The 21954-nt window shown below is 70.3% G+C and carries 19 protein-coding genes; all 19 read left to right on the plus strand.

All coding sequences use genetic code 11. The features are described 5' to 3' along the window. Positions 1-4: 4 nt before the first annotated feature. The 19 genes from ACYQ77_RS37305 to ACYQ77_RS37395 all read left to right on the plus strand — a co-directional run bounded on the left by ACYQ77_RS37305 (position 5) and on the right by ACYQ77_RS37395 (position 21940). Positions 5-1207 carry an MFS transporter gene (locus tag ACYQ77_RS37305; protein WP_459720422.1) on the plus strand — a complete coding sequence of 401 codons (1203 nt, stop codon included), beginning with the start codon at positions 5-7 and terminating at the stop codon, positions 1205-1207. A gap of 236 nt (positions 1208-1443) precedes the next feature. Beyond that, a complete protein-coding gene (locus tag ACYQ77_RS37310) occupies positions 1444-1863 on the plus strand; it encodes an NADH-quinone oxidoreductase subunit A (protein WP_459720425.1) in 420 nt (139 codons plus the stop codon). A 12-nt stretch (positions 1864-1875) separates the two neighbouring features. Then, positions 1876-2424 carry a NuoB/complex I 20 kDa subunit family protein gene (locus ACYQ77_RS37315; protein ID WP_459720428.1) on the plus strand — a complete coding sequence of 183 codons (549 nt, stop codon included), beginning with the start codon at positions 1876-1878 and terminating at the stop codon, positions 2422-2424. Positions 2425-2430: 6 nt separating this feature from the next. Then, on the plus strand, positions 2431-3264 hold the full coding sequence (locus ACYQ77_RS37320) for an NADH-quinone oxidoreductase subunit C (protein ID WP_459720431.1): 834 nt from the start codon (positions 2431-2433) through the stop codon (positions 3262-3264). Further along, positions 3261-4634, plus strand: coding sequence for an NADH-quinone oxidoreductase subunit D (locus ACYQ77_RS37325; RefSeq protein WP_459720434.1), 1374 nt, complete (start codon positions 3261-3263; stop codon positions 4632-4634). The genes ACYQ77_RS37320 and ACYQ77_RS37325 overlap by 4 nt, the downstream gene beginning before the upstream one ends. Further along, positions 4631-5515: an NADH-quinone oxidoreductase subunit NuoE gene (nuoE, locus tag ACYQ77_RS37330; protein ID WP_459720436.1), complete on the plus strand. Its 885-nt coding sequence runs from the start codon at positions 4631-4633 to the stop codon at positions 5513-5515. The genes ACYQ77_RS37325 and nuoE overlap by 4 nt, the downstream gene beginning before the upstream one ends. After that, entirely contained in the window at positions 5512-6819 is a 1308-nt protein-coding gene (gene nuoF / locus ACYQ77_RS37335; RefSeq protein WP_459720439.1) for an NADH-quinone oxidoreductase subunit NuoF, read from the plus strand. The genes nuoE and nuoF overlap by 4 nt, the downstream gene beginning before the upstream one ends. Continuing rightward, positions 6816-9308, plus strand: a complete 2493-nt coding sequence (locus ACYQ77_RS37340; protein WP_459720441.1) for an NADH-quinone oxidoreductase subunit G — start codon at positions 6816-6818, stop codon at positions 9306-9308. The genes nuoF and ACYQ77_RS37340 overlap by 4 nt, the downstream gene beginning before the upstream one ends. Before the next feature lie 4 nt (positions 9309-9312). Further along, positions 9313-10626, plus strand: a complete 1314-nt coding sequence (gene nuoH / locus ACYQ77_RS37345) for an NADH-quinone oxidoreductase subunit NuoH (RefSeq protein ID WP_459720444.1) — start codon at positions 9313-9315, stop codon at positions 10624-10626. Beyond that, on the plus strand, positions 10613-11161 hold the full coding sequence (gene nuoI / locus ACYQ77_RS37350; protein WP_459720446.1) for an NADH-quinone oxidoreductase subunit NuoI: 549 nt from the start codon (positions 10613-10615) through the stop codon (positions 11159-11161). Before nuoH ends, nuoI begins: the two co-directional genes overlap by 14 nt. Continuing rightward, on the plus strand, positions 11158-12003 hold the full coding sequence (locus ACYQ77_RS37355) for an NADH-quinone oxidoreductase subunit J (RefSeq protein ID WP_459720449.1): 846 nt from the start codon (positions 11158-11160) through the stop codon (positions 12001-12003). The genes nuoI and ACYQ77_RS37355 overlap by 4 nt, the downstream gene beginning before the upstream one ends. Then, positions 12000-12299 carry an NADH-quinone oxidoreductase subunit NuoK gene (gene nuoK, locus ACYQ77_RS37360; RefSeq protein ID WP_075127779.1) on the plus strand — a complete coding sequence of 100 codons (300 nt, stop codon included), beginning with the start codon at positions 12000-12002 and terminating at the stop codon, positions 12297-12299. Before ACYQ77_RS37355 ends, nuoK begins: the two co-directional genes overlap by 4 nt. A gap of 28 nt (positions 12300-12327) precedes the next feature. Then, entirely contained in the window at positions 12328-14274 is a 1947-nt protein-coding gene (gene nuoL, locus ACYQ77_RS37365; protein ID WP_459720631.1) for an NADH-quinone oxidoreductase subunit L, read from the plus strand. Continuing rightward, the gene (locus tag ACYQ77_RS37370) at positions 14271-15848 is read left to right on the plus strand and encodes an NADH-quinone oxidoreductase subunit M (RefSeq protein WP_459720452.1); all 1578 of its coding nucleotides are present in this window, start codon (positions 14271-14273) and stop codon (positions 15846-15848) included. The genes nuoL and ACYQ77_RS37370 overlap by 4 nt, the downstream gene beginning before the upstream one ends. A 10-nt stretch (positions 15849-15858) precedes the next feature. Continuing rightward, on the plus strand, positions 15859-17457 hold the full coding sequence (nuoN, locus tag ACYQ77_RS37375; RefSeq protein WP_459720634.1) for an NADH-quinone oxidoreductase subunit NuoN: 1599 nt from the start codon (positions 15859-15861) through the stop codon (positions 17455-17457). Between the two features lie 66 nt (positions 17458-17523). Beyond that, entirely contained in the window at positions 17524-17886 is a 363-nt protein-coding gene (locus ACYQ77_RS37380; protein ID WP_459720455.1) for a VOC family protein, read from the plus strand. A 141-nt stretch (positions 17887-18027) separates the two neighbouring features. Then, a complete protein-coding gene (locus tag ACYQ77_RS37385; RefSeq protein ID WP_459720457.1) occupies positions 18028-19074 on the plus strand; it encodes a polyprenyl synthetase family protein in 1047 nt (348 codons plus the stop codon). Positions 19075-19217: 143 nt separating this feature from the next. After that, positions 19218-20837: a sunset domain-containing protein gene (locus tag ACYQ77_RS37390; protein ID WP_459720460.1), complete on the plus strand. Its 1620-nt coding sequence runs from the start codon at positions 19218-19220 to the stop codon at positions 20835-20837. A 107-nt stretch (positions 20838-20944) separates the two neighbouring features. Beyond that, positions 20945-21940 (plus strand): sunset domain-containing protein, encoded by a 996-nt coding sequence (locus ACYQ77_RS37395; protein WP_459720463.1) that lies wholly within the window; start codon positions 20945-20947, stop codon positions 21938-21940. Positions 21941-21954 lie beyond the last annotated feature (14 nt).

A 21954-nucleotide genomic window follows, 5' to 3' on the forward strand; every position in this document is an offset into this window, starting at 1 on the left:
CGCCGTGAACAGAGACTTCCGACTCCTCTTCACCGCGGCCGCGGTGAGCCGTTTCGGCACGTCGGTCACGTACGTGGCGATGCCCCTGATCGCGGTGACCGCGCTGGACGCGTCCCCCGGCGAGGTCGGCCTGCTGGCGACCTTGAGCACGATCGCGTTCCTCGTCATCGGCCTGCCCGCGGGCGCGTGGACCGATCGCGTCCGGCGCCGGGGCGTACTGATCACCGCGGACCTGGCCCGCGCGGCGGTGCTGCTGTCGGTGCCGGCCGCGTGGTGGCTGGACGCGCTGACGCTGGGCCAGCTCTACGTGGTGGTCCTGCTGACCGGCGTGGGCACGGTGTTCTTCGACGTGGCGAACCAGTCGTACCTGCCGCGGGTGGTGGGCAGGCCTGCCCTGCTGGCGGCCAACACCCGCCTGGTCGGCATGGACGCGCTGAACGACATCGCGGGCCGCGGCGTGGCGGGGTTCGTGGTCGCGCTGGTGACCGCCCCGGCCGCGCTGCTGCTGGACGCGGCGAGCTACGTCGTGTCGGCGTGGTGCGTGCTGCGGATCCGCCACCGCGAACCCCGTCCCGAACGTGCGGAGGGCCGCGGCCACATCCGCGAGGGGGTGGTGTTCGTGGTGTCGCACCCGGTGCTGCGGGCGCTCGCGGCGGCCGGTGCGCTGAGCAACCTGGGCATCGTGCTGGTGCTGACCATGCTGCCGGTGGTGCTGGTGGACGAGCTGCGCCTCGGCGCCGGGGTGCTGGGCCTGTTCCTGGCGTCGGGCGGCGTGGGCATGCTGGCGGGGTCGCTGCTGGCCCGCCCCCTCGCGGCACGCTTCGGCACGGGCCGCGTCCTGCTGCTGGGGAACGTGGTGACCTGCCCGTTCGGCTTCGGCATGGTGTTCGTCGACCGCGGGGCCGCGCTGTGGCTGGCCGGCGCGACGTGGCTCGTGGTGACGACGAAGGTCGGCTCGGACAACGTGCTGAGCGTGAGCTTCCGCCAGCAGGTCACCCCGGACGCCCTGCTCGGGCGCGTGATGGCGACGTTCCGGTTCCTCCTGACGGGCGCGGTGGCGATCGCCGGTGCGCTGGCGGGCGGGCTGGGCCAGCTGTGGGGACCGAGGGCGGCGCTGGTGGCCGGTGCGTGCGCGATGGCGTGCATCTGGATCCCGGTGCTGCTCTCGCCGCTGCGCCACACGCGAGAGCCGGCGACGGCGAGCTGACGGGGTCACCGCGGAAACCACATCCCGTGTTACAGCGGGATTTTACGAGTCCTACACTTGCGTCGGTCTTGTGAAGCGCTTCACAACAGAGCACGCGGGAGCTTGTGAAGATTTTCACAAGGCCGGGGTTAGGCATGCCTAACCCCGAGTGCCGTCGGCGAGACCCATAGGGTGCCCGACGGGCGGTGTCAACGGTGAGCTCCGCAAGCTCCGCTCACGGGGAAAGGACGGCGAAGGTGTCACTCGCAGCTGTCAGCACATCTGTAGCACAGAACGAGAACGTCTCGGCAGGGTTGGGCAGTTATCTGCCCCTGCTTCTGCTCTTCGTACTGGCCGCCGCCTTCGCGGTGTTCTCCGCCGTGCTCGGGCCGCTGGTCGGGCCGAAGCGGTACAACCGCGCCAAGCTCTCGGCCTACGAGTGCGGCATCGAACCGTCGCCGCAGCCGGTGGTGGGCGGCGGCCGCGTGCCGGTGGCGTACTACCTGACGGCGATGCTCTTCATCCTGTTCGACATCGAGATGGTGTTCCTCTACCCGTTCGCCGTCTCGGCGGACGCGCTGGGGCTCTTCGGGCTGGTGGAGATCTTCTTGTTCATCGCGACGCTCGGCTTCGCCTACGCCTACGTGTGGCGGCGCGGCGGGCTCGACTGGAACTGACGGGAGGCGGACATGGGACTCGAAGAGCGGCTCCCGAACGGCATCCTCTTGGCCAGCCTCGAGAAGCTGGTCAACTGGGGCCGCAAGAACTCGCTGTGGCCGGCCACCTTCGGCCTGGCCTGCTGCGCGATCGAGATGATGACGACCGGCGCCCCGCGCTACGACCTCGCGCGGTTCGGCATGGAACGCTTCAGCGCCACGCCCCGCCAGGCCGACCTGATGATCGTCGCGGGCCGCGTGACCAACAAGATGGCGCCGGTCCTGCGCCAGATCTACGACCAGATGGCCGAGCCCAAGTGGGTGCTCGCCATGGGCGTGTGCGCGTCGTCCGGCGGGATGTTCAACAACTACGCCGTCGTGCAGGGCGTCGACCACGTGGTGCCGGTCGACATGTACCTGCCCGGCTGCCCGCCGCGCCCCGAGATGCTGCTGGACGCGATCCTCAAGCTCCACGCGAAGATCGCCGACGAGCCGCTGAACGCGCGCCGTGCCGCGCTGCGCGAGGCCGAGGGCAAGCGGACCGAGCTGATCGCCTCCTCCGTCAAGTACGCGAAGAAGTGAACCGACATGGCTGACGAACCCACCACCCCCGACCACGAGCCGGAGGCGTCGCCCGCGGCGGGCGAGCCCGGCTCGGACGCCGAGCGGCCGGCCTCGGCCGAGCTGCGCCCGGACACCGAGGACGCGCTGCCCAAGCCGACCGACGCGCTGCCCGCGCCGGGCGACCCGCTCGTCACCGGCAGGGCCCGCAAGGGCATGTTCAACGTCTCCGGCTCCGGCGACACCTCCGGCTTCGGCGGTCTGCGCCTGCCCGCGCACGTCGCGGCGCCCGCCGAGCGGCCCTTCGGCGGCTGGTTCGACGAGTTCACCGACCAGCTGCTCGCCGCCATGCGCGAGCAGGGCATCCCGGTCGAGGCGATCCAGCAGGTCACCGTCGACCGCGGCGAGATCACCTACTACGTGAAGGCCGAGCACCTCGTCGCGCTGTGCCAGGTGCTGCGCGACGACCCGGCGCTGCGCTTCGAGCTGTGCAGCTCGGTGTCCGGTGTGGACTACGGCGTGGACGTGCCGCAGCGCCTCCACTCGGTCTACCACCTGACCTCGATGACCTACCGCCGCCGCATCCGGCTCGAGGTGGCCATCGACTGGAACGGCGACCAGGACGGCCAGCCGCACTGCCCGTCGGTCGTGGGTGTCTACCCGACCGCCGACTGGCAGGAGCGCGAGGCCTGGGACATGTTCGGGATCGTCTACGACGGCCACCCGGCGCTGACCCGGATCCTCATGCCGGACGACTGGGACGGCCACCCGCAGCGGAAGGACTACCCGCTGGGCGGCATCCCCGTGGAGTACAAGGGCGCGGAGATCCCCCCGCCGGACCAGAGGAGGTCCTACTCGTGACCGAGAACCTCAGCGACGTCACCACCGGCACCAAGCCCGACTCGGGCCGTCCGCACGGCACCGGCGAGCCGTACGCCGTCGAGCGGGAGACCACCGAGGGCCGGATCTACAACGTCACCGGCGGCGACTGGGACACCGCGCTCGACGACGCGATCCACGACGAGCGGATCGTCATCAACATGGGTCCGCAGCACCCGTCGACGCACGGCGTGCTGCGGCTGGTGCTCGAGCTCGAGGGCGAGACGGTCACGCAGGCCCGGTCGGTCATCGGCTACCTGCACACCGGCATCGAGAAGAACACCGAGTACCGCACCTGGACCCAGGGCGTCACGTTCGTGACGCGCATGGACTACCTCGCGCCGCTGTCCAACGAGGCCGCCTACTGCCTCGCGGTCGAGAAGCTGCTCGGCATCGAGGCGCCGCCGCGCGCGCAGACCATCCGGGTCATGCTCCTGGAGATCAACCGCATCTCCTCCCACCTGGTCGCGCTCGCGACCGGCGGCATGGAGCTGGGTGCGCTGACCGCCATGACCGCGGGCTTCCGCGAGCGTGAGGAAGCGCTGCACCTGCTGGAGTTCCTGACCGGTCTGCGCATGAACCACGCGTTCATCCGCCCCGGCGGTGTCGCGCAGGACCTGCCCGAGGGCTACGAGATCAAGGTCCGCGAGTTCCTCAAGGTCATGAACGAGCGGCTCCCGCAGTACGACAAGCTGCTCACCGGCCAGCCCATCTGGAAGAACCGGCTCAAGGGCATCGGCTACCTCCCGGTCGACGCGTGCCTCGCGCTCGGCGTCACCGGCCCGATCCTGCGCTCCGCGGGCCTGCCGTGGGACCTGCGCAAGACCGAGCCGTACCTGGGTTACGAGGACTACACCTTCGAGGTGCCGACCTCGACCGCGGCCGACTCGTACGCGCGTTACCTGCTGCGCGTCGAGGAGATGCACCAGTCGCTGCGGATCATCAACCAGTGCCTGAAGAAGCTCGAGCCGGGCCCGGTGATGGTCGAGGACGAGAAGATCGCGTGGCCCGCGAAGCTCTCGATCGGCGCGGACGGCATGGGCAACTCGCTCGACCACGTCCGCAAGATCATGGGCCAGTCCATGGAGGCCCTGATCCACCACTTCAAGCTGGTGACCGAGGGCTTCTCGGTGCCCGCGGGCCAGGTGTACGTGCCCATCGAGTCGCCGCGCGGCGAGCTGGGCTACCACCTGGTGTCCGACGGCGGCACCCGGCCGATGCGGGTCCACGTGCGCGAACCCAGCTTCGTGAACCTGCAGTCGATGCCCGCGATGTCCGAGGGCGGGCTGGTCGCGGACGTCATCGCGGCCATCGCGTCGATCGACCCGGTGATGGGAGGGGTAGACCGGTGAACGAACCATTGAGCACCGGCTCCACGTACGGCGGTTCGAGCGTCGGCGCCGGGGAGACCTACGCCGCCGCGGGACCCGACACGGACGTGAACGCGGCGTCCCCGTTGAGCCGCGCGGAGAACGCGGCGCTCACCGAGGAGTCCACTCCGGACCTCTCGGTGTTCGGCCCGGACATCGTCGCCAAGGCGGCCGAGCAGATGGCGCGCTACCCGGAGACCCGGTCCGCGCTGCTGCCGATGCTGCACCTGGTGCAGTCGGTCGAGGGCTACGTCAGCCAGGCGGGCATCGAGTTCTGCGCCCGGCAGCTGAACCTGACCAACGCCGAGGTCAGCGCGGTCGCGACGTTCTACACGATGTACAAGCGCAAGCCGTGCGGTGAGCACCTCGTGAGCGTCTGCACCAACACGCTGTGCGCGGTGCTGGGCGGCGACGCGATCTACAAGAAGCTCTCCGAGCACCTGTCGGACACCGACCAGCCGCTCAAGCACGAGGACACCGCGGGCGAGCCGGGCACGCCGGGCTCGATCACCCTCGAGCACGCCGAGTGCCTCGCGGCCTGCGACCTCGGCCCCGTGCTGCAGGTCAACTACGAGTTCTACGACAACCAGACCGTCGAGTCCGCGGTCGAGCTCGTGGACGCGCTGCGGCGGGGCGAGAAGCCCGCGCCGACGCGCGGCGCCCCGCTCACCGACCTGCGCACGGTCGAGCTGGAGCTCGCCGGGTTCTACCCGGAGGACGAGGCGGAGTTCCGCGCCCGCATCGACGGCCCGTCCGCCGCGGTCGAGACGCTGCGCGGCGCGCAGCTCGCCGCGGACCGCGGCTGGACCGCACCGGCGATGCCCGAGAAGGCACCGGCGCTTCCGGAGGTCGAGAAGAAATGACAACTCCCGAACAGACCCGCCCCGACCCGGTGACCCCGGTGCTCACGAAGCGCTGGCTGTCGCCGAACTCGTGGCGTCTCGACACCTACGAGAAGCTCGAGGGGTACACGGCGCTGCGCAAGGCGCTGTCCGGCACCCCGGAGCAGCTGGTCCAGCTGGTGAAGGACTCCGGTCTGCGCGGCCGTGGCGGCGCTGGCTTCCCGGCGGGCGTGAAGTGGTCCTTCATGCCCCCCAACGAGGACAAGCCGCACTACCTCGTCATCAACGCCGACGAGGGCGAGCCGGGCACCTGCAAGGACATCCCGCTGATGATGGCGGACCCGCACTCGCTGATCGAGGGCATCATCATCGCGGCGTACGCGATGCGCTCCCACCACGCCTTCATCTACGTGCGCGGCGAGGTGCCGCACTGCATCCGCCGCCTCAACGCGGCGGTGCGCGAGGCGAAGGCCGCGGGCTACCTCGGCACGGACATCCTCGGGTCGGGCTTCGACCTGGAGATCACCGTGCACGCCGGCGCGGGCGCGTACATCTGCGGTGAGGAGACCGCGCTCCTCGACTCGCTCGAGGGCCGCCGCGGCCAGCCCCGCCTCAAGCCGCCGTTCCCGGCGGCCGCCGGCCTCTACGCCGCGCCCACCACGGTGAACAACGTCGAGACCATCGCGTCGGTGCCGTTCATCGTCAACGGTGGCGCGGACTGGTTCCGCACCATGGGTTCCGAGCGCTCGCCCGGCCCGAAGATCTACTCGATCTCCGGCCACGTCGAGAAGCCCGGCCAGTACGAGGCGCCCCTGGGCACCACGCTGCGCCAGCTGCTGGACATGGCGGGCGGCATGAAGGACGGCATCCCGCTGAAGTTCTGGACGCCGGGTGGTTCCTCCACGCCGATGTTCACCGCCGACCACCTGGACGTGCCGCTGGACTTCGAGGGCGCGGTCGAGGCCGGCTCGATCCTCGGCACCACCGCGGTGATGGTGTTCAACGAGACCGTGTCCGTGCCGTGGGCCGTGATGAAGTGGACGCAGTTCTACGAGCACGAGTCCTGCGGCAAGTGCACCCCGTGCCGGGAGGGCACCTACTGGCTCGCCGGGATCCTCGAGCGGATGGTCGAGGGCCACGGCACCGAGTCGGACATCGAGACGCTGCTCGACATCTGCGACAACATCCTGGGCCGCAGCTTCTGCGCCCTGGGCGACGGCGCGGTGAGCCCGATCCAGAGCGGCATCAAGTACTTCCGGGACGAGTTCCTCGCGCTCTGCGAGCAGAACAAGTCCACCCCTGCGCTCGCTGGAGCACACTCATGACAGCGATTGAAGAGAAGCCCGAGGCGGCTCCCGTACCCGAGGGGCACGTGCGGCTGACCATCGACGGGGTCGAGGTCGTCGCGCCCAAGGGCGAGCTGCTGATCCGCACGGCGGAGCGCCTCGGCACGGTGATCCCGCGGTTCTGCGACCACCCGCTCCTCGACCCGGCGGGCGCCTGCCGCCAGTGTCTGGTCGAGGTGGAGATGGGCGGGCGGCCGATGCCGAAGCCGCAGGCCTCCTGCACCATCACGGTCGCCGACGGCATGGTCGTGAAGACGCAGCTGACCTCGCCGGTCGCGGACAAGGCCCAGCAGGGCGTGATGGAGCTGCTGCTCATCAACCACCCGCTGGACTGCCCGATCTGCGACAAGGGCGGCGAGTGCCCGCTGCAGAACCAGGCGATGGCGCACGGCCGCACGGACTCCCGCTTCCGGGAGACCAAGCGGACCTTCGCCAAGCCGATCCCGGTGTCCACGCAGGTGCTGCTGGACCGCGAGCGGTGCGTGCTCTGCCAGCGGTGCACCCGGTTCTCCGACCAGATCGCGGGCGACCCGTTCATCGACCTGCTGGAGCGCGGCGCGCAGCAGCAGATCGGCATCGCGCAGAACAAGCCGTTCCAGTCGTACTTCTCGGGCAACACCATCCAGATCTGCCCGGTGGGCGCGCTGACCTCCGCCGCGTACCGGTTCCGGTCGCGCCCGTTCGACCTGGTGTCCACGCCGAGCGTGTGCGAGCACTGCTCCTCGGGCTGCGCGGAGCGCACGGACTTCCGCCGCGGCAAGGTGATGCGCAAGCTCGCGGGCGACGACCCCGAGGTCAACGAGGAGTGGATCTGCGACAAGGGCCGCTTCGCGTTCCGGTACGTCACCGCGGGCGACCGGGTCACCCGGCCGCTCGTGCGCGACGCCAAGACCGGTGAGCTGGCCCCGACGTCGTGGACCGAGGCGCTGCGCGTCGCCGCCGAGGGCCTCGCCAAGGCCCGCGACGGCAAGGGCGCCGCGGTCCTGACCGGCGGCAGGCTGACCGTCGAGGACGCCTACGCGTACGCCAAGTTCGCCCGCGTCGCGCTGAACACCAACGACATCGACTTCCGCGCCCGTGCGCACTCCGCGGAGGAACTGGACTTCCTGTCCTCCCGCGTCGTGGGCACCACGCCCGCGGACGGGGTCACGTTCTCCGCGATCGAGGCCGCGCCGTCGGTGCTGTGCGTGGCGTTCGAGCCGGAGGAAGAGGCGCCGATCGTGTTCCTGCGGCTGCGCAAGGCGGCCCGCAAGCACCGCGCCAAGATCTTCCACATCGGACAGTGGACGTCCCCGGGCGTCGAGAAGACGATCCGGCCGTTCTCCGTGGACAAGGGCGCCATCGGCACGCTGCTCGCGTGCCAGCCCGGCGGCGAGACCGCCGCGGTCGAGGGCCTGGTCACGCACGCCCCGGACGTCTCCGACGCGCTGTCGCAGCCCGGTGCGGTGATCCTCGCAGGCGAGCGGGCCGCGCAGATCCCCGGCCTGCTGACCGAACTGGTCAAGCTGGCCGAGGTCACCGGCGCCCGGCTCGCCTGGATCCCGCGCCGTGCCGGTGAGCGCGGTGCGCTCGAGGCCGGTGCGGCGCCGACGCTGCTGCCCGGTGGCCGCCTGGTCACCGACGCGGCCGCGCGTGCCGAGGTCGAGCAGGCGTGGGGCCTCGCGGCGGGCACGCTGCCCGCGACCGCGGGCCGCGACACCACCGGCATCCTCGCCGCCGCGGCGGCCGGTCAGCTGGACGGCCTCGTCGTCGGCGGCGTCGAGATCGACGACCTGCCCGACCCGGCGCTCGCCGAGGAGGCCCTGCGGACGGCGGGCTTCGTCGTCAGCCTCGAGCTGCGGGCCTCCGCGGTCACCGAGTTCGCCGACGTGGTCCTGCCGGTCGCCCCGGCCGTCGAGAAGTCCGGCACCTTCGTCAACTGGGAGGGCCGCCGCCGCGAGTTCGGCACGACCCTCGAGGGCACCGGCGCGCTGCCGGACTGCCGGGTGCTCGACACGCTCGGCGTCGAGATGGACGTCGACCTGTTCACCCAGACCCCGAAGGCCGCCGCGGGCGACCTGGCGAAGCTGCCGTCGGTGCTGCGCAAGGCGGCGCTGCCGGTCGAGCTCGCCGCGCCGGCGCCGTCGGTCGGCGAGGGCCAAGCGGTCCTCGCGACCTGGCGCCAGCTGCTCGACAACGGGTCGCTGCAGTCCGACGAGCCGCACCTGGCCGGCACGCAGCGCCCGGCCGTGGTCCGGCTCAACGCCGAGACCGCGGCGCGGCTGGGTGTCGACGGCACCGCGACCGTCAAGACCGAGCACGGCTCGATCACGCTGCCGGTCGAGCACGCCGACCTCCCCGACGGGGTGGTCTGGCTGCCGTCGAACTCCGGCCCGTCGAAGGTCCGCCGCGTGCTGCGGGCCGGGCACGGTGATGTCGTGACCGTGACGGCCGAAAACCTGCTCACCGGAAGCACAGGAGGCGAGTGAGCCAATGGACAGGGCTGCACTCCTTGCCGACGACCCCGTCTGGCTGATCCTGATCAAGGCCGTGGTCATCCTCCTCATCGGACCGATCATGACCGTGATCCTGATCGTCGCCGAGCGGAAGATCATCGGGCGCATGCAGCAGCGGCCCGGCCCCAACCGGGTCGGCCCGTTCGGACTGCTCCAGTCCGTCGCGGACGCGCTCAAGCTCCCGTTCAAGGAGCAGATCATCCCGGAGAGCGCGGACCGCAAGGTCTACTTCCTCGCCCCGGTGATCGCCACCATCCCCGCGCTGATCGGCCTCTCCGTGATGCCGATCGGCCCGAAGGTCTCGATCTTCGGTGAGGAGACGGTGCTGCAGCTGGTCGACCTGCCGGTCGGCGCGCTCCTGGTGCTGGCCTGCTCCTCGCTCGGCGTCTACGGCATCGTGCTCGCCGGCTGGGCGTCCGGGTCGCCGTACCCGCTGCTCGGCGGTCTGCGCTCGGCGGCGCAGGTGATCTCCTACGAGATCGCGATGGGTCTGTCGATCGTGGCGGTCGTGCTGTACGCGGGCTCGCTGTCCACCGGCGACATCGTGGACAGCCAGCAGAACGGCTGGTACTTCTACCTGCTGATCCCGAGCTTCCTGATCTACCTGATCTCGATGGTCGGCGAGACCAACCGCGCGCCGTTCGACCTCCCGGAGGCCGAGTCGGAGCTGGTCGGCGGCTTCCACACCGAGTACAGCTCGATGAAGTTCGCGCTGTTCTTCCTCGCCGAGTACGCCAACATGGTGATCGTCTCGGCGTTCGCCACCACGCTGTTCCTCGGCGGGTACATGGCGCCGTGGCCGATCTCGCTGATCGGCGACAACTACTTCAACTCGGGCTGGTGGCCCGCGCTCTGGTTCTTCGCGAAGATGTTCGTGCTGCTGTTCGGCTTCATCTGGCTGCGCGCGACGCTCCCGAGGTTCCGCTACGACCAGTTCATGAAGATCGGCTGGAAGATCCTGGTCCCGGCCAACCTGGTCTGGATCGTCGCCGTGGTCGCGGTGCGCGCGTTCCGCAACGAGCAGAACATCTCCACCGGCCAGTGGGTGTTCTGGCTCGGCGCCGGGGTGATCGTGCTGATCCTGCTGGCGCTGCTGCTGCCCGACCGCAAGGTCGAGGACGACGAGGACCGCGTGCCGATCACCGGCGGCGGCTTCCCCGTGCCGCCGCTCGACCTGGAGATCCCCCAGCCACCGAAGCGCAAGGCCGTCCGCGGCCGCGAGCGCAGGCGCCAGCGGGCCACCGTGGCCGCCTCGGCGCAGGAGAAGGAGTCCACCGATGGGGATGTTTGATCCGTTCAAGGGCTTCGGCGTCACCTTCTCGACGATGTTCAAGAAGGTCGTCACCGAGCAGTACCCGGAGGACTTCCGGCCGACCGCACCGCGCTACCACGGCCGCCACCAGCTCAACCGGCACCCGGACGGGCTGGAGAAGTGCGTCGGCTGCGAGCTGTGCGCGTGGGCGTGCCCGGCGGACGCGATCTTCGTCGAGGGTGGCGACAACACCGAGGAAGAGCGCTACTCGCCGGGGGAGCGGTACGGCAAGGACTACCAGATCAACTACCTGCGGTGCATCGGCTGCGGCCTGTGCATCGAGGCCTGCCCGACCCGGTCGCTGACCATGCTCAACGACTACGAGCTGGCCAACGACAACCGGCAGGACCTGATCTGGACCAAGGAAGACCTGATGGCGCCGCTCATGAAGGGCATGGAGCAGCCGCCACACCCCATGCGCCTCGGTGACGACGAGAAGGACTACTACGTCGACGCGCCGCGCCTGGCTCGCAAGTGGGGCTACCCCGACCCGACCAAGGAGGCCGCCAAATGATCGCGGCACTCGAACTGGCCCAGGGCGTCCAGAACCAGATGTCGACCGGTGAGTCGATCTCGTTCTGGGTGCTCGGCCCGCTCGCGCTGCTCGGCGCGCTCGGCATGATCTTCGCGCGCAACGCGGTGCACTCGGCGCTGTTCCTGGTGCTGACGATGCTCTCGCTCGGTGTGCTCTACATGGTCCAGCAGGCGCCGTTCCTCGGCTTCGTGCAGATCATCGTCTACACCGGCGCGATCATGATGCTGTTCCTGTTCGTGCTGATGCTGGTCGGCCGCGACTCCTCCGACTCGGTGGTCGAGGTGCTGCGCGGCCAGCGGCTGCTGGCCTCGATCCTCGGCATCGGCCTCGCCGTGCTGGTGGTCACCGCGGTCGCCAGGTCGCTGACCGAGGTCACCCCGGTCGGCCTGCAGGGCCAGGAGGCCAACGGCGGCGTCGGCAACGTCGAGAACATCGGCCGGTCGATCTTCACCGACTGGCTGTTCCCGTTCGAGCTCACCTCGGCGCTGCTGATCACCGCGGCCGTCGGCGCGATGGTGCTCGGCTACGTCGACCGGCACACCCGCGGCCGCAAGACGCAGAAGGAGATGGTCGAGGCCCGCTTCCGCGGCGAGCACGACCGCCCGTCGCCGCTGCCCGGGCCCGGTGTGTTCGCCACGGCCAACTCGGTCGCCACGCCCGCGCTCCTGCCGGACGGTTCGGTCGCGCCGGAGTCGCTGTCGCGCCTCATCGACTCGGCCGCCGCGGAGACCTTCGACGACGAGCGCAAGGCGGTCGCGGGCAGCGCCCACGCGACCGAGGCCCGCGCGCTGAACCCGACGAGGGAAGGGGAAGCCCCGTGACCCCCACGGTCTACCTGCTGCTCTCCGCGCTGCTGTTCACCATCGGCGCGGTGGGGGTGCTGGTCCGGCGCAACGCGATCGTCGTGTTCATGTGCATCGAGCTGATGCTGAACGCGGTGAACCTGTCGCTGGTCACGTTCGCCAGGATCAACGGCTCGCTCGACGGGCAGATCATGGCGTTCTTCGTGATGGTGGTGGCCGCGGCCGAGGTGGTCGTCGGTCTCGCGATCATCATGTCGATCTTCCGTACCCGCCGGTCGGCCTCCGTGGACGACGCCAACCTGCTGAAGTACTGAGGGGTATTCCGTGTCGTCTACATTCCTGCTGGCTCAGGCCCAGGAGGTCCAAGAAGCCGGCGGTGCCGCGGGCAGCGCATGGTTGCTGATCGCCTTCCCGGTGATCGGTGCGGCCGTCCTGCTGCTCGGCGGCAAGGCCACCAACGCGTGGGGTCACCTGCTCGGCTGCGCTACGGTCGTCGCGTCCTTCGTGTACGGCGTCATCCTGTTCTTCTCCTCCACCGGGCTGCCGGAGGAGGAGCGGGTGCAGAACCTGCACGTGTTCGACTGGATCCCGGTCGGGCAGCTGCAGGTCGACTTCGGACTCCGGATCGACCCGCTGTCGATCAGCTTCGTGCTGCTGATCACCGGCGTCGGCTCGCTGATCCACATCTACTCGATCGGCTACATGGCCGACGACCCCGACCGGCGGCGGTTCTTCGGGTACTTCAACCTGTTCGTCGCCGCGATGCTCATCCTGGTGCTGGGCAACAGCTTCGTGTCGCTGTACCTGGGCTGGGAGGGCGTGGGTCTCGCCTCGTACCTGCTGATCGGGTGGTACACGAACCGCCCGTCCGCGGCGACCGCGGCCAAGAAGGCGTTCCTGATGAACCGGGTCGGCGACGTCGGCCTGGCCATCGCGATCTTCATCATGTTCGCGGAGCTGGGCACCACCCAGTACACCGAGGTGTTCGCGAACCTCGACCAGCTCTCGCCCGCGTCGATCACCGCGATCACGATCCTGCTGCTGCTCGGTGCCTGCGGCAAGTCCGGCCAGGTGCCGCTGCAGGCGTGGTTGCCCGACGCGATGGAGGGCCCGACCCCGGTCTCCGCCCTGATCCACGCGGCGACGATGGTCACCGCCGGTGTGTACCTGGTGGCCCGCGCCAACCCGATTTACATGATGTCCGAGGACGGCCGCCTGGTCGTGACCCTGGTCGGCGCGGTGACGCTGCTGGTCGGGTCGATCATCGGCTGCGCGTACGACGACATCAAGAAGGTCCTCGCGTACTCCACGGTCAGCCAGATCGGCTACATGATGCTGGCCGTCGGCCTCGGCCCGTTCGGGTTCGCGCTCGGCATCATGCACCTGCTGACGCACGGCTTCTTCAAGGCCGGGCTGTTCCTCGGCGCCGGCTCGGTCATGCACGCCATGAACGACGACGTCGACATGCGCCACTACGGCGGGCTGTGGCGGGTCATGCCCATCACGTTCGCCACCTTTGGCCTCGGCTACCTGGCACTGATCGGCATCCCGCCGTTCTCCGGCTTCTTCTCCAAGGACGCGATCATCGAGGCCGCGTTCGGCGCGGAGGGTTGGCGCGGCTGGGTCTTCGGCATCGCGGCCCTGCTGGGCGCGTTCCTGACGGCGTTCTACATGACGCGCCTGATGTTCATGACCTTCTTCGGCAAGAAGCGCTGGGAGGAGCTGAAGTCCGAGGACGGCCGCGACTACCACCCGCACGAGGCCGGTCCGGTCATGTGGGTGCCGATGGCGGTCCTGGCGATCGGGTCGATCGGCGCGGGCTGGTTCTTCTCCTCCGGCGACACGCTCGCCGAGTGGCTGTCGCCGTCGCTGGGGCAGCTGCAGGAGGCCGAGCACACGGCCATCCCGCACTCGCTGGTGCCGATCCTCACGATCGTGCTGTCGGTGCTCGGCGTGCTGCTCGCGTGGCTGGTCGTCGGCCGCCGCGACGTGCCGGTGGTCAAGCCGGAGCCGGTCAGCTTCCCGGTCCGCGCGGCACGCAAGGACCTGTACGGCAACGCCCTCAACGAGGCCCTGATCGCTCGCCCGGGCACCTGGCTCACCAGGGCGCTGGTGTACGTGGACAACAAGGGCGTCGACGGGCTGGTGAACGGGATCGCCGCCGGCTTCGGCGGTAGCTCCGGCCGGCTGCGCAGACTCCAGACCGGGTTCGTCCGCTCCTACGCGGCGTCGATGCTCGCCGGTTCGATTCTGGTACTGATTGCCTTCCTGGCGGTGAGGTACGCGTGAGCACTTCCTCTTCCGGTGCGGCCCTGCTCGTCGCACTGCTCCTCATCCCGCTGGTCGGCGCGATCGTCGTCGCCTTCCTGCGGGACAACGACCGCCTCGCCAAGCAGGTGGCGCTCGGCTTCTCGCTCGTCGAGTTCGTGGTCATGGTGATCTCCTGGATCTCCTACGACCCGAGCGGCGCACGGATGCAGCAGGCCTTCTCGGTCGACTGGATCCCCGCGCTCGGCGTGCACCTGTCGTTCGGCATCGACGGCATCGCGCTCGTGATGATCGCGGCGCTGGCGCTGCTGGTGCCGGTCGTCATCGGCGCCGGGTGGACGGACAAGCTGCCCGCCGACCGCAGCGCGGGCGCGTACCTGTCGCTGATCCTGCTGCAGCAGGCGATCACGATGGGTGCGTTCGCCGCGACCGACGTGTTCGTGTTCTATGTGCTGTTCGAGGTCATGCTGATCCCGATGTACTTCCTCATCGGGCAGTACGGCGGCGCGCGGCGGCAGTACGCGGCGGTCAAGTTCTTCCTGTACTCGTTCCTCGGCGGCATGATCATGCTGGCCTCGGCGATCGGCGCCTACGTGCAGGCCGCCGACACGCTGGGGAAGGGCACGTTCGACTGGGCCACGCTGGTGCGGGTCGTCTCGGACGCGCCGCTGACCAACCAGATCTGGATCTTCCTCGGCTTCTTCCTCGCGTTCGCGGTGAAGGCGCCGCTGGTGCCGCTGCACACGTGGCTGCCGGACGCGGCCGCCGAGGCGCCCATCGGGGTCTCGGTGATCCTGATCGGTGTCCTCGACAAGGTCGGCACGTTCGGCTTCCTGCGCTACCTGCTGCCGATGACCCCGGAGGCCAGCAAGACGCTGGCGCCGCTGGTGCTCGTCATGGGTGTCGCGGGCGTCATCTACGGCGCGCTGCTCGCCACCGGGCAGCGGGACATGAAGCGGCTCATCGCGTACGTGTCGATCGCGCACTTCGGCTTCATCGCGCTCGGTGTGTTCGCGTTCTCGGCGCAGTCCGAGACCGGCGCGGTGTCCTACATGCTCAACCACTCGATCTCGACCGGCATGCTGATCCTGGTGATCGGCATGGTCGTCGCCCGCGGCGGCTCCTCGCTGATCGCGGACTACGGCGGCCTCGCCAAGATCACCCCCGCGCTCGCGGGCGTGTTCCTGGTCGCCGGTCTCGCGTCGCTGTCGCTGCCGGGCACGAACTCGTTCATCTCCGAGTTCCTGGTGCTGATCGGGTCGTACGGCAACGAGCCGGTGTACACGATCATCGCCACGGTCGGCATGATCTTCGCCGCGCTCTACATCCTCTGGCTCTACCAGCGGGTGTTCCACGGTCCGGTGCGCGGGAACGCGCTCGTGGACGTGACCGGCGGGCCCGGCACCGCGATCGCGCCGGAGGTCGGCGCGCGCAAGGCCATCCTCGACCTGAGTGGCCGGGAGAAGCTGGTGCTCGCCCCGCTCCTGGTCCTGGTGGTCGGCATCGGCTTCTACCCGAAGCCGGTGCTCGACGTGATCACGCCGACCGTCGACGCGACACTCCAGTCGGTCGGTATCTCGGACGGAGGCAACTGAGTTGTCCGCACTGGTTTTCCTGGCCCAGGAGGCCCCGGGCAAGGAGACGCTGCCCCCGGTCGACTACCCGGCGATCCTGCCGGTGCTGATCATCCTGGGTGCCGCGTGCATCGGGGTGCTGGTCGAGGCGTTCCTGCCCAAGCACCAGCGGTGGTCGGCGCAGGTGTTCCTAACGCTGCTCGCGGTGGTCGCGTCCGGGGTCGCGCTGGCGTTCTACCTCGTCGACGCGCCCGAGGCCGGTGCCACGACGCTGTCGGGCACGATCGCGGTCGACGGTCCGGCACTGTTCCTGTGGGGCACGCTGCTCGCGCTGTCGCTCGGTGCGGTGCTGATGATCGCGGACCGGTCCGTGGAGCCCGGCGGTGCGTTCGTGGCGACCGCCGCGATCCGCCCCGGCACCGTCCAGGACCGCGAGCAGCGGCTCGGCGCCCACCCGGCTCGCCGTGACGCGGCCCGGTTCGGCATGCAGACCGAGGTGTTCCCGCTGACGCTGTTCGCGCTCGGCGGCATGATGGTCTTCTGCGCGGCGAACGACCTGCTGACCATGTTCATCGCGCTCGAGGTGCTGAGCCTGCCGCTGTACCTGATGTGCGGTCTTGCCCGCCGTCGCCGCCTCCTCTCGCAGGAAGCGGCGGTCAAGTACTTCCTGCTCGGCGCGTTCGCGTCGGCGTTCTTCCTGTACGGGCTCGCGCTGCTGTACGGCTACGCCGGGTCGGTGCGGCTGGAGGACATCGCGAACGCGGCGGCCGGTTCGGACCGCTCGGACGCGCTGCTGTTCGGCGGCATGGCGCTGCTGATCGTCGGCCTGCTGTTCAAGGGCTCGGTCGGCCCGTTCCACGCGTGGACCCCGGACGTGTACCAGGGCGCGCCGACGCCGATCACGGCGTTCATGGCGGCGTGCACCAAGGTCGCGGCGTTCGGCGGCATCCTGCGGGTGCTGTCCGTGGCGCTGGAGTCGACGCAGTGGGAGTGGCGCGGCGTCATGTGGGGCGTCGCGATCGTCTCGATGATCATCGGCGCGGTGCTCGGCCTGACGCAGACCGACATCAAGCGCATGATCGCGTACTCGTCGATCGCGCACGCCGGCTTCCTGCTCATCGGCGCCATCGTGCTGTCGCCCGAGGGCGTCTCGTCGACGATGTTCTACCTGCTGGCGTACGGCTTCACCACGGTCGCCGCGTTCGGTGTCATCTCGCTGGTCCGCGACGCGGACGGCGAGGCCACGCACCTGTCGCAGTGGGCGGGCCTGGCGAAGCGGTCGCCGCTGGTGGCCGCGGTGTTCACGTTCCTGCTGCTCGCGCTGGCGGGCATCCCGCTGACGTCCGGGTTCATCGGCAAGTTCGTGGTGTTCTCGGCGGCGCTGTCGGAGGGCATGGCCCCGCTGGTGGTGGTCGCACTGGTCGCGTCGGCGATCGCGGCGTTCTTCTACCTGCGCGTGATCGTGCTGATGTACTTCAGCGAGCCCGCACCGGACGGCCCGTCGGTGACCGTCCCGGGCGCGTTCACGACGGCGGCCATCACGCTGGGCGTGGTGATCACCCTGCTGCTCGGGATCGTGCCGGCGTTCGCGCTGGACTGGGCCGGGGCCGGCACGTTCGCGGTCCGGTAATCCGGTTGTGCGGAACGGCGCCCACTGCTTCGGTGGGCGCCGTTCTTTCTGTCCCGGAGGAGTGGCATGAGGGTCCAGCACATCACCGTCGACTGCGCGGAACCGTACGAGCTGGCGCGGTTCTGGAGCGTCGTGACCGGGTGGCCGATCAGCGACATCGACGAACCGGGCGACGACGAGGTGCTGGTCGAACCGCCGGACCCCGCCATGACCGAGCTGCTGTTCATCCGCGTCCCGGAACCCAAGTCGGGCAAGAACCGGCTGCACCTGGACGTCGTGCCCACCGAGCGGACCCGCGACGAGGAGGTGACCCGGCTGCTCGAGGCCGGCGCCACCCTGGTCGACGACCGCCGCACCCCGGACGGCCGCGGCTGGGTCGTGCTCGCCGACCCGGAGGGCAACGAGTTCTGCGTCGAGAAGGAACGCTGAGCGTGCCGCACCGATGATCACGCGCCACCACCCGGCGCACCGCGGCCCGACCCCGGGCACCTCACCGTGCGTCAGGTGCGTCACACGTACTTCGTGACGTGCGGGAAAAGGCTGGACATTAGGCTGTAGCCAGCGATTTCTATGTTGGGGAGCGATGCCGACGTGACTGCAGACCAGACCGTGCCGCGGCTACCGGCGTCGCTCGGGCTCGATCAGGCCGACCCAGCGCTCGTCGACACGATCACCGAGGGCCTCACCCGGGTCGAGACCGTGCTGCGGACCGTCGTCCAGAGCGACGTGGACTTCGTGGAGCAGGCGGCGCTGCACCTGGTCAAGGCCGGTGGCAAACGCTTTCGCCCGCTGTTCACCCTGCTGGCGGCGCAGTTCGGCCCCGACGCCGCCGCAGGCACCACCGACGAGGTGATCACGGCGGCCGCGGCGGTGGAGCTGGTGCACCTCGCGACGCTGTACCACGACGACGTGATGGACGAGGCGACCATGCGGCGCGGCGCGAAGAGCGTCAACGCGCGCTGGGACAACACCATCGCGATCCTCACCGGCGACTTCCTGTTCGCGCACGCGTCCGGGCTGGTCGCCCGCCTCGGCAGCGACGCGGCCCGGATCATCGCCGAGACGATGGGGCAGCTGGTCACCGGCCAGATGCGGGAGACGGTCGGGCCCGGCCCGGACGACGACGCCGTGCGGCACTACCTGAGCGTCATCGCGCAGAAGACCGGGTCGCTCATCGCCACGTCCGGCCGGTACGGCGGCATGTTCTCCAACGCCGCGCCCGCGCACACCGAGGCCCTGCACCGGTTCGGCGACCTGATCGGCACCGCCTTCCAGATCTCCGACGACATCATCGACATCGCCTCGCCCGCCGACGAGTCCGGCAAGACCCCGGGCACGGACCTGCGGGAGGGCGTCAAGACGCTGCCGGTGCTGTACGCACTCGCGCAGGACCCCGACCCCCGGCTCGCCGAGCTGCTCGCCGGTCCGATCACCGACGACGACCAGGTGGACGAGGCACTGACGCTGTTGCGCAAGTCCCCGGGGCTCGAACAGGCGGTGCGCACGCTGAGTGACTACGCCGACCGGGCACGTGCCGAGCTCGCCACGCTCCCGCCCTGTTCAGCGCGCGACGCGCTGGACATGCTGGCACGCTACGTGGTGGCACGTACACGATAGGCGAGGATTCGATTCCACGCAGCGTGTCGGCTTGCGAAACCAAGAGCCAAATCGACCGGGTGGTTCTTGCGGCTGGTCCAGCCGCAGTAGCCTGAGGACCACCCTGCTAGGCGTTCGCGCGGTGCGCGGAGGGAGTTCGATCGATGCCGATCTTTGGCCAGGTCTGGTTGTGGAGCTCACTGGCCTTCCTGCTCGGCGCAGTGCTCTGCTGGTTGCTGGTGGCCCGCCCGGCCCGCAACCGCGTCGGTGAGCTGGAGGCCCAGCTCGCCACGCGAGCGCGCCGCCAGTCGGCCGGCGAGCGCCCGGAGCAGCCCCGGCGGAAGGACGGCCGGAACGACGAGGAGGCCGAGTTCTCCCGTGCACTGGTGCCCGGCCTCGGCGACCGCCCCGACGGCGAGGACTCGGAGTACCTCACGCGTTCCTACGCGCTGCGTGACACCCCGCCGCCGCTGCCGCCGGAGCGGGACCCGCTGGGCCGGTACGAGGACCGGGAGCCCGGCAGCCCCGGCCGCGACTTCGCGCCGCTGCCGCCCGAGCGCGAGCCGGAGCCGTCCCTCGGCGGTTTCGACGGCGGCCTCTCCGCACCGCCGGAGCCGAGCACCGAGCTGACCCAGAGCGGCCCGAGCGCGGCCGCCACCCAGTACCTCGACGTGTCCGCCGGTTCGCTCACCGCGCCGCCCGAGGTGCCGCCGATGTCGCCGCCGCCGTCGGACCGCGGCTGGTTCGACGACGAGCTGGAGGGCGACGCCGCCAACCAGGCGCCCGAGGAGCAGCCCGCGCTGCCCCGCAACCGCCACCAGCTGGACGAGTCGCTGGAGCTGAACGACTCGCGGCTCGTCGACGACGACGTGGACGCCATCGGCGACGCGCTCGACGACGAGGAGGAGGACGAGGAGTCGCGCCCGGCCGTCGAGGACGACGGCGGCACCGTCTTCACCCAGCGCACGCACCCGATCCCCGGCGAGCTGATCCGCCGGATCGACGAGGAGGGCAAGGCCGAGCAGGCCGAACGCGCGGAGGCCGAGAGCACCGAACTCGCCGACGACTTCGTCGACGACCTCGCCGACGAGCCGGGCGACGAGGTCGCCAAGCACGAGCGGACCGTCGAGTCCGAGCCCGTGGCGCCCGGCACGCCACCCGCCGCGCAGGAAGCCGAGAAGACCGGCGCGTCGCACGCACTGGTCGAGCCCGAGCCCGAGGTGGCGTCGGCCGAGGAACTCCGGCAGGAGCGGACCGAGGTCGTCGCCGCGGTCGCCGAGAAGCCCGCGAACGATCTCCCGCGGCGGGTGCCGAAGCAGAACAGGATCACACCGGGGGTGGCGGTGCGAGTCGAACCAACGCCGAGCGCGTCCGCGCTGCCCAAGCGGGTGCCCGGCAAGCCGAGGCACCAGGTGCCGTTCGGGGTCCAGCCGTCGTCGACCCCCGAGCCCGCCCCGGCGGCCGCCGTGGTCGACGAGGTGCCGGACACGCCGAGGTCGCTGTTCGAGCCGATCGTCCCGGCCGCCGACGAGGGCACGTCCACCCCGCCGCCCCCGCACCGCCTGCGGCAGGGGAGCGGCGGTGGCCGCGGCCCGTTCGGCCCCGGCTCCGCGATGCCGTTGCCGGGCGGGGCGTCCCCGTCGCCGGAGTTCACGATCAAGGCGAGCGTCGCCGCGCTGCGGTACTGCACGCCGGACTCGCCGCAGTTCGGCCGCACGGTCGCCGAGGTCTGGTTCCGCACGGCCGCCGACGCCGAACGGGTGGGATTCCGGCCCGTGGGCTGAGTTTTTGACAGCGACTTGACAGCCGGTCACCGACCGGTTCAGCGGTTGCCCTATTGTTCTCGCCTATCGGTGATCGTTACCGCGTCATCCGCGAGGAGGCAGACGCCGTGAAGTGGTTGAAACAGCTCATCGGGAAGCTGAAGTCGATCGGCGGCCGCAAGCAGGCCAAGGACACCACGGCGACGGCCGCTCCGGAGATCGTGGCCCCCGCCGCGAAACCGGACGACACCGCCGAGGCGGCGGAGGAAGCCGCGACGGAGAAGGCCAAGTCCGACAAGGCGGTCGCGGCGTCGGCCGACACGGACACCACGGCTCCGGAAACCGTTGCGGTGACTGAGGAAGCGGTGGCCGAGGACAAGGCCGACACGGAAACCGCGGCCGGCAAGGCCGACGCGGATGCCGCCGACAAGGGGGACGCCGAGCCGGCCGACAAGCCCGCCGAAAAGCCCGCGCCCGCCACGAAGTCCACCGCGACCAAGGCGAGCCCCAAGAAGTCCGGTGCGGCGGAAAAGCAGGCCGACAAGGCCGAGGCCGCGAAGCCGGAAGCGGCCTCGGATGCCGCGGGAAAGCAGGCTGACAAGGCCGAGGCTGCGAAGTCGGAAGTGGCCGCGGATGCCGCGGGAAAGCAGGCCGACAAGGCCGAAGCTGCGAAGCCGGAAGCGGCCGCGGATGCCGCCACCGACAAGCAGACAGACACGGCAGCAGCCGGGAAGTCCGCCGCCAAGACCGAGAAGTCCGCCGCCAAGGCTCCGGCCAAGTCCGCCGCGAAGGCGAAGCCCGCCACGAAGCCCGCCACGAAGCCCGCCGCGAAGGCCGAGCCCGCCGACCCGGCGCTCAACACCCTCGACGAGGGCGCCATCACCGCCGAGCTGAAGGCATCGGGCCCCTACGGCCCGGCGTCGGCGAAGCCCGCCGCGGACGGTTCCGCGCCCTCTGCCGAGTTCGCGGTGAAGGCCAAGGAGTCCTCGAAGCTGTTCCACACCGAGAAGTCCCCGTACTTCGGCCGCACCAAGGCCGACGTCTGGTTCAAGACCGAGGCCGACGCCGAGGGCGCGGGCTTCCAGGCCTGGGACCACAAGAAACGCGCGGCAGCGAAGAAGTGAACGCGAAAGGCCCG

The sequence above is a fragment of the Actinophytocola sp. KF-1 genome (assembly GCF_054661535.1).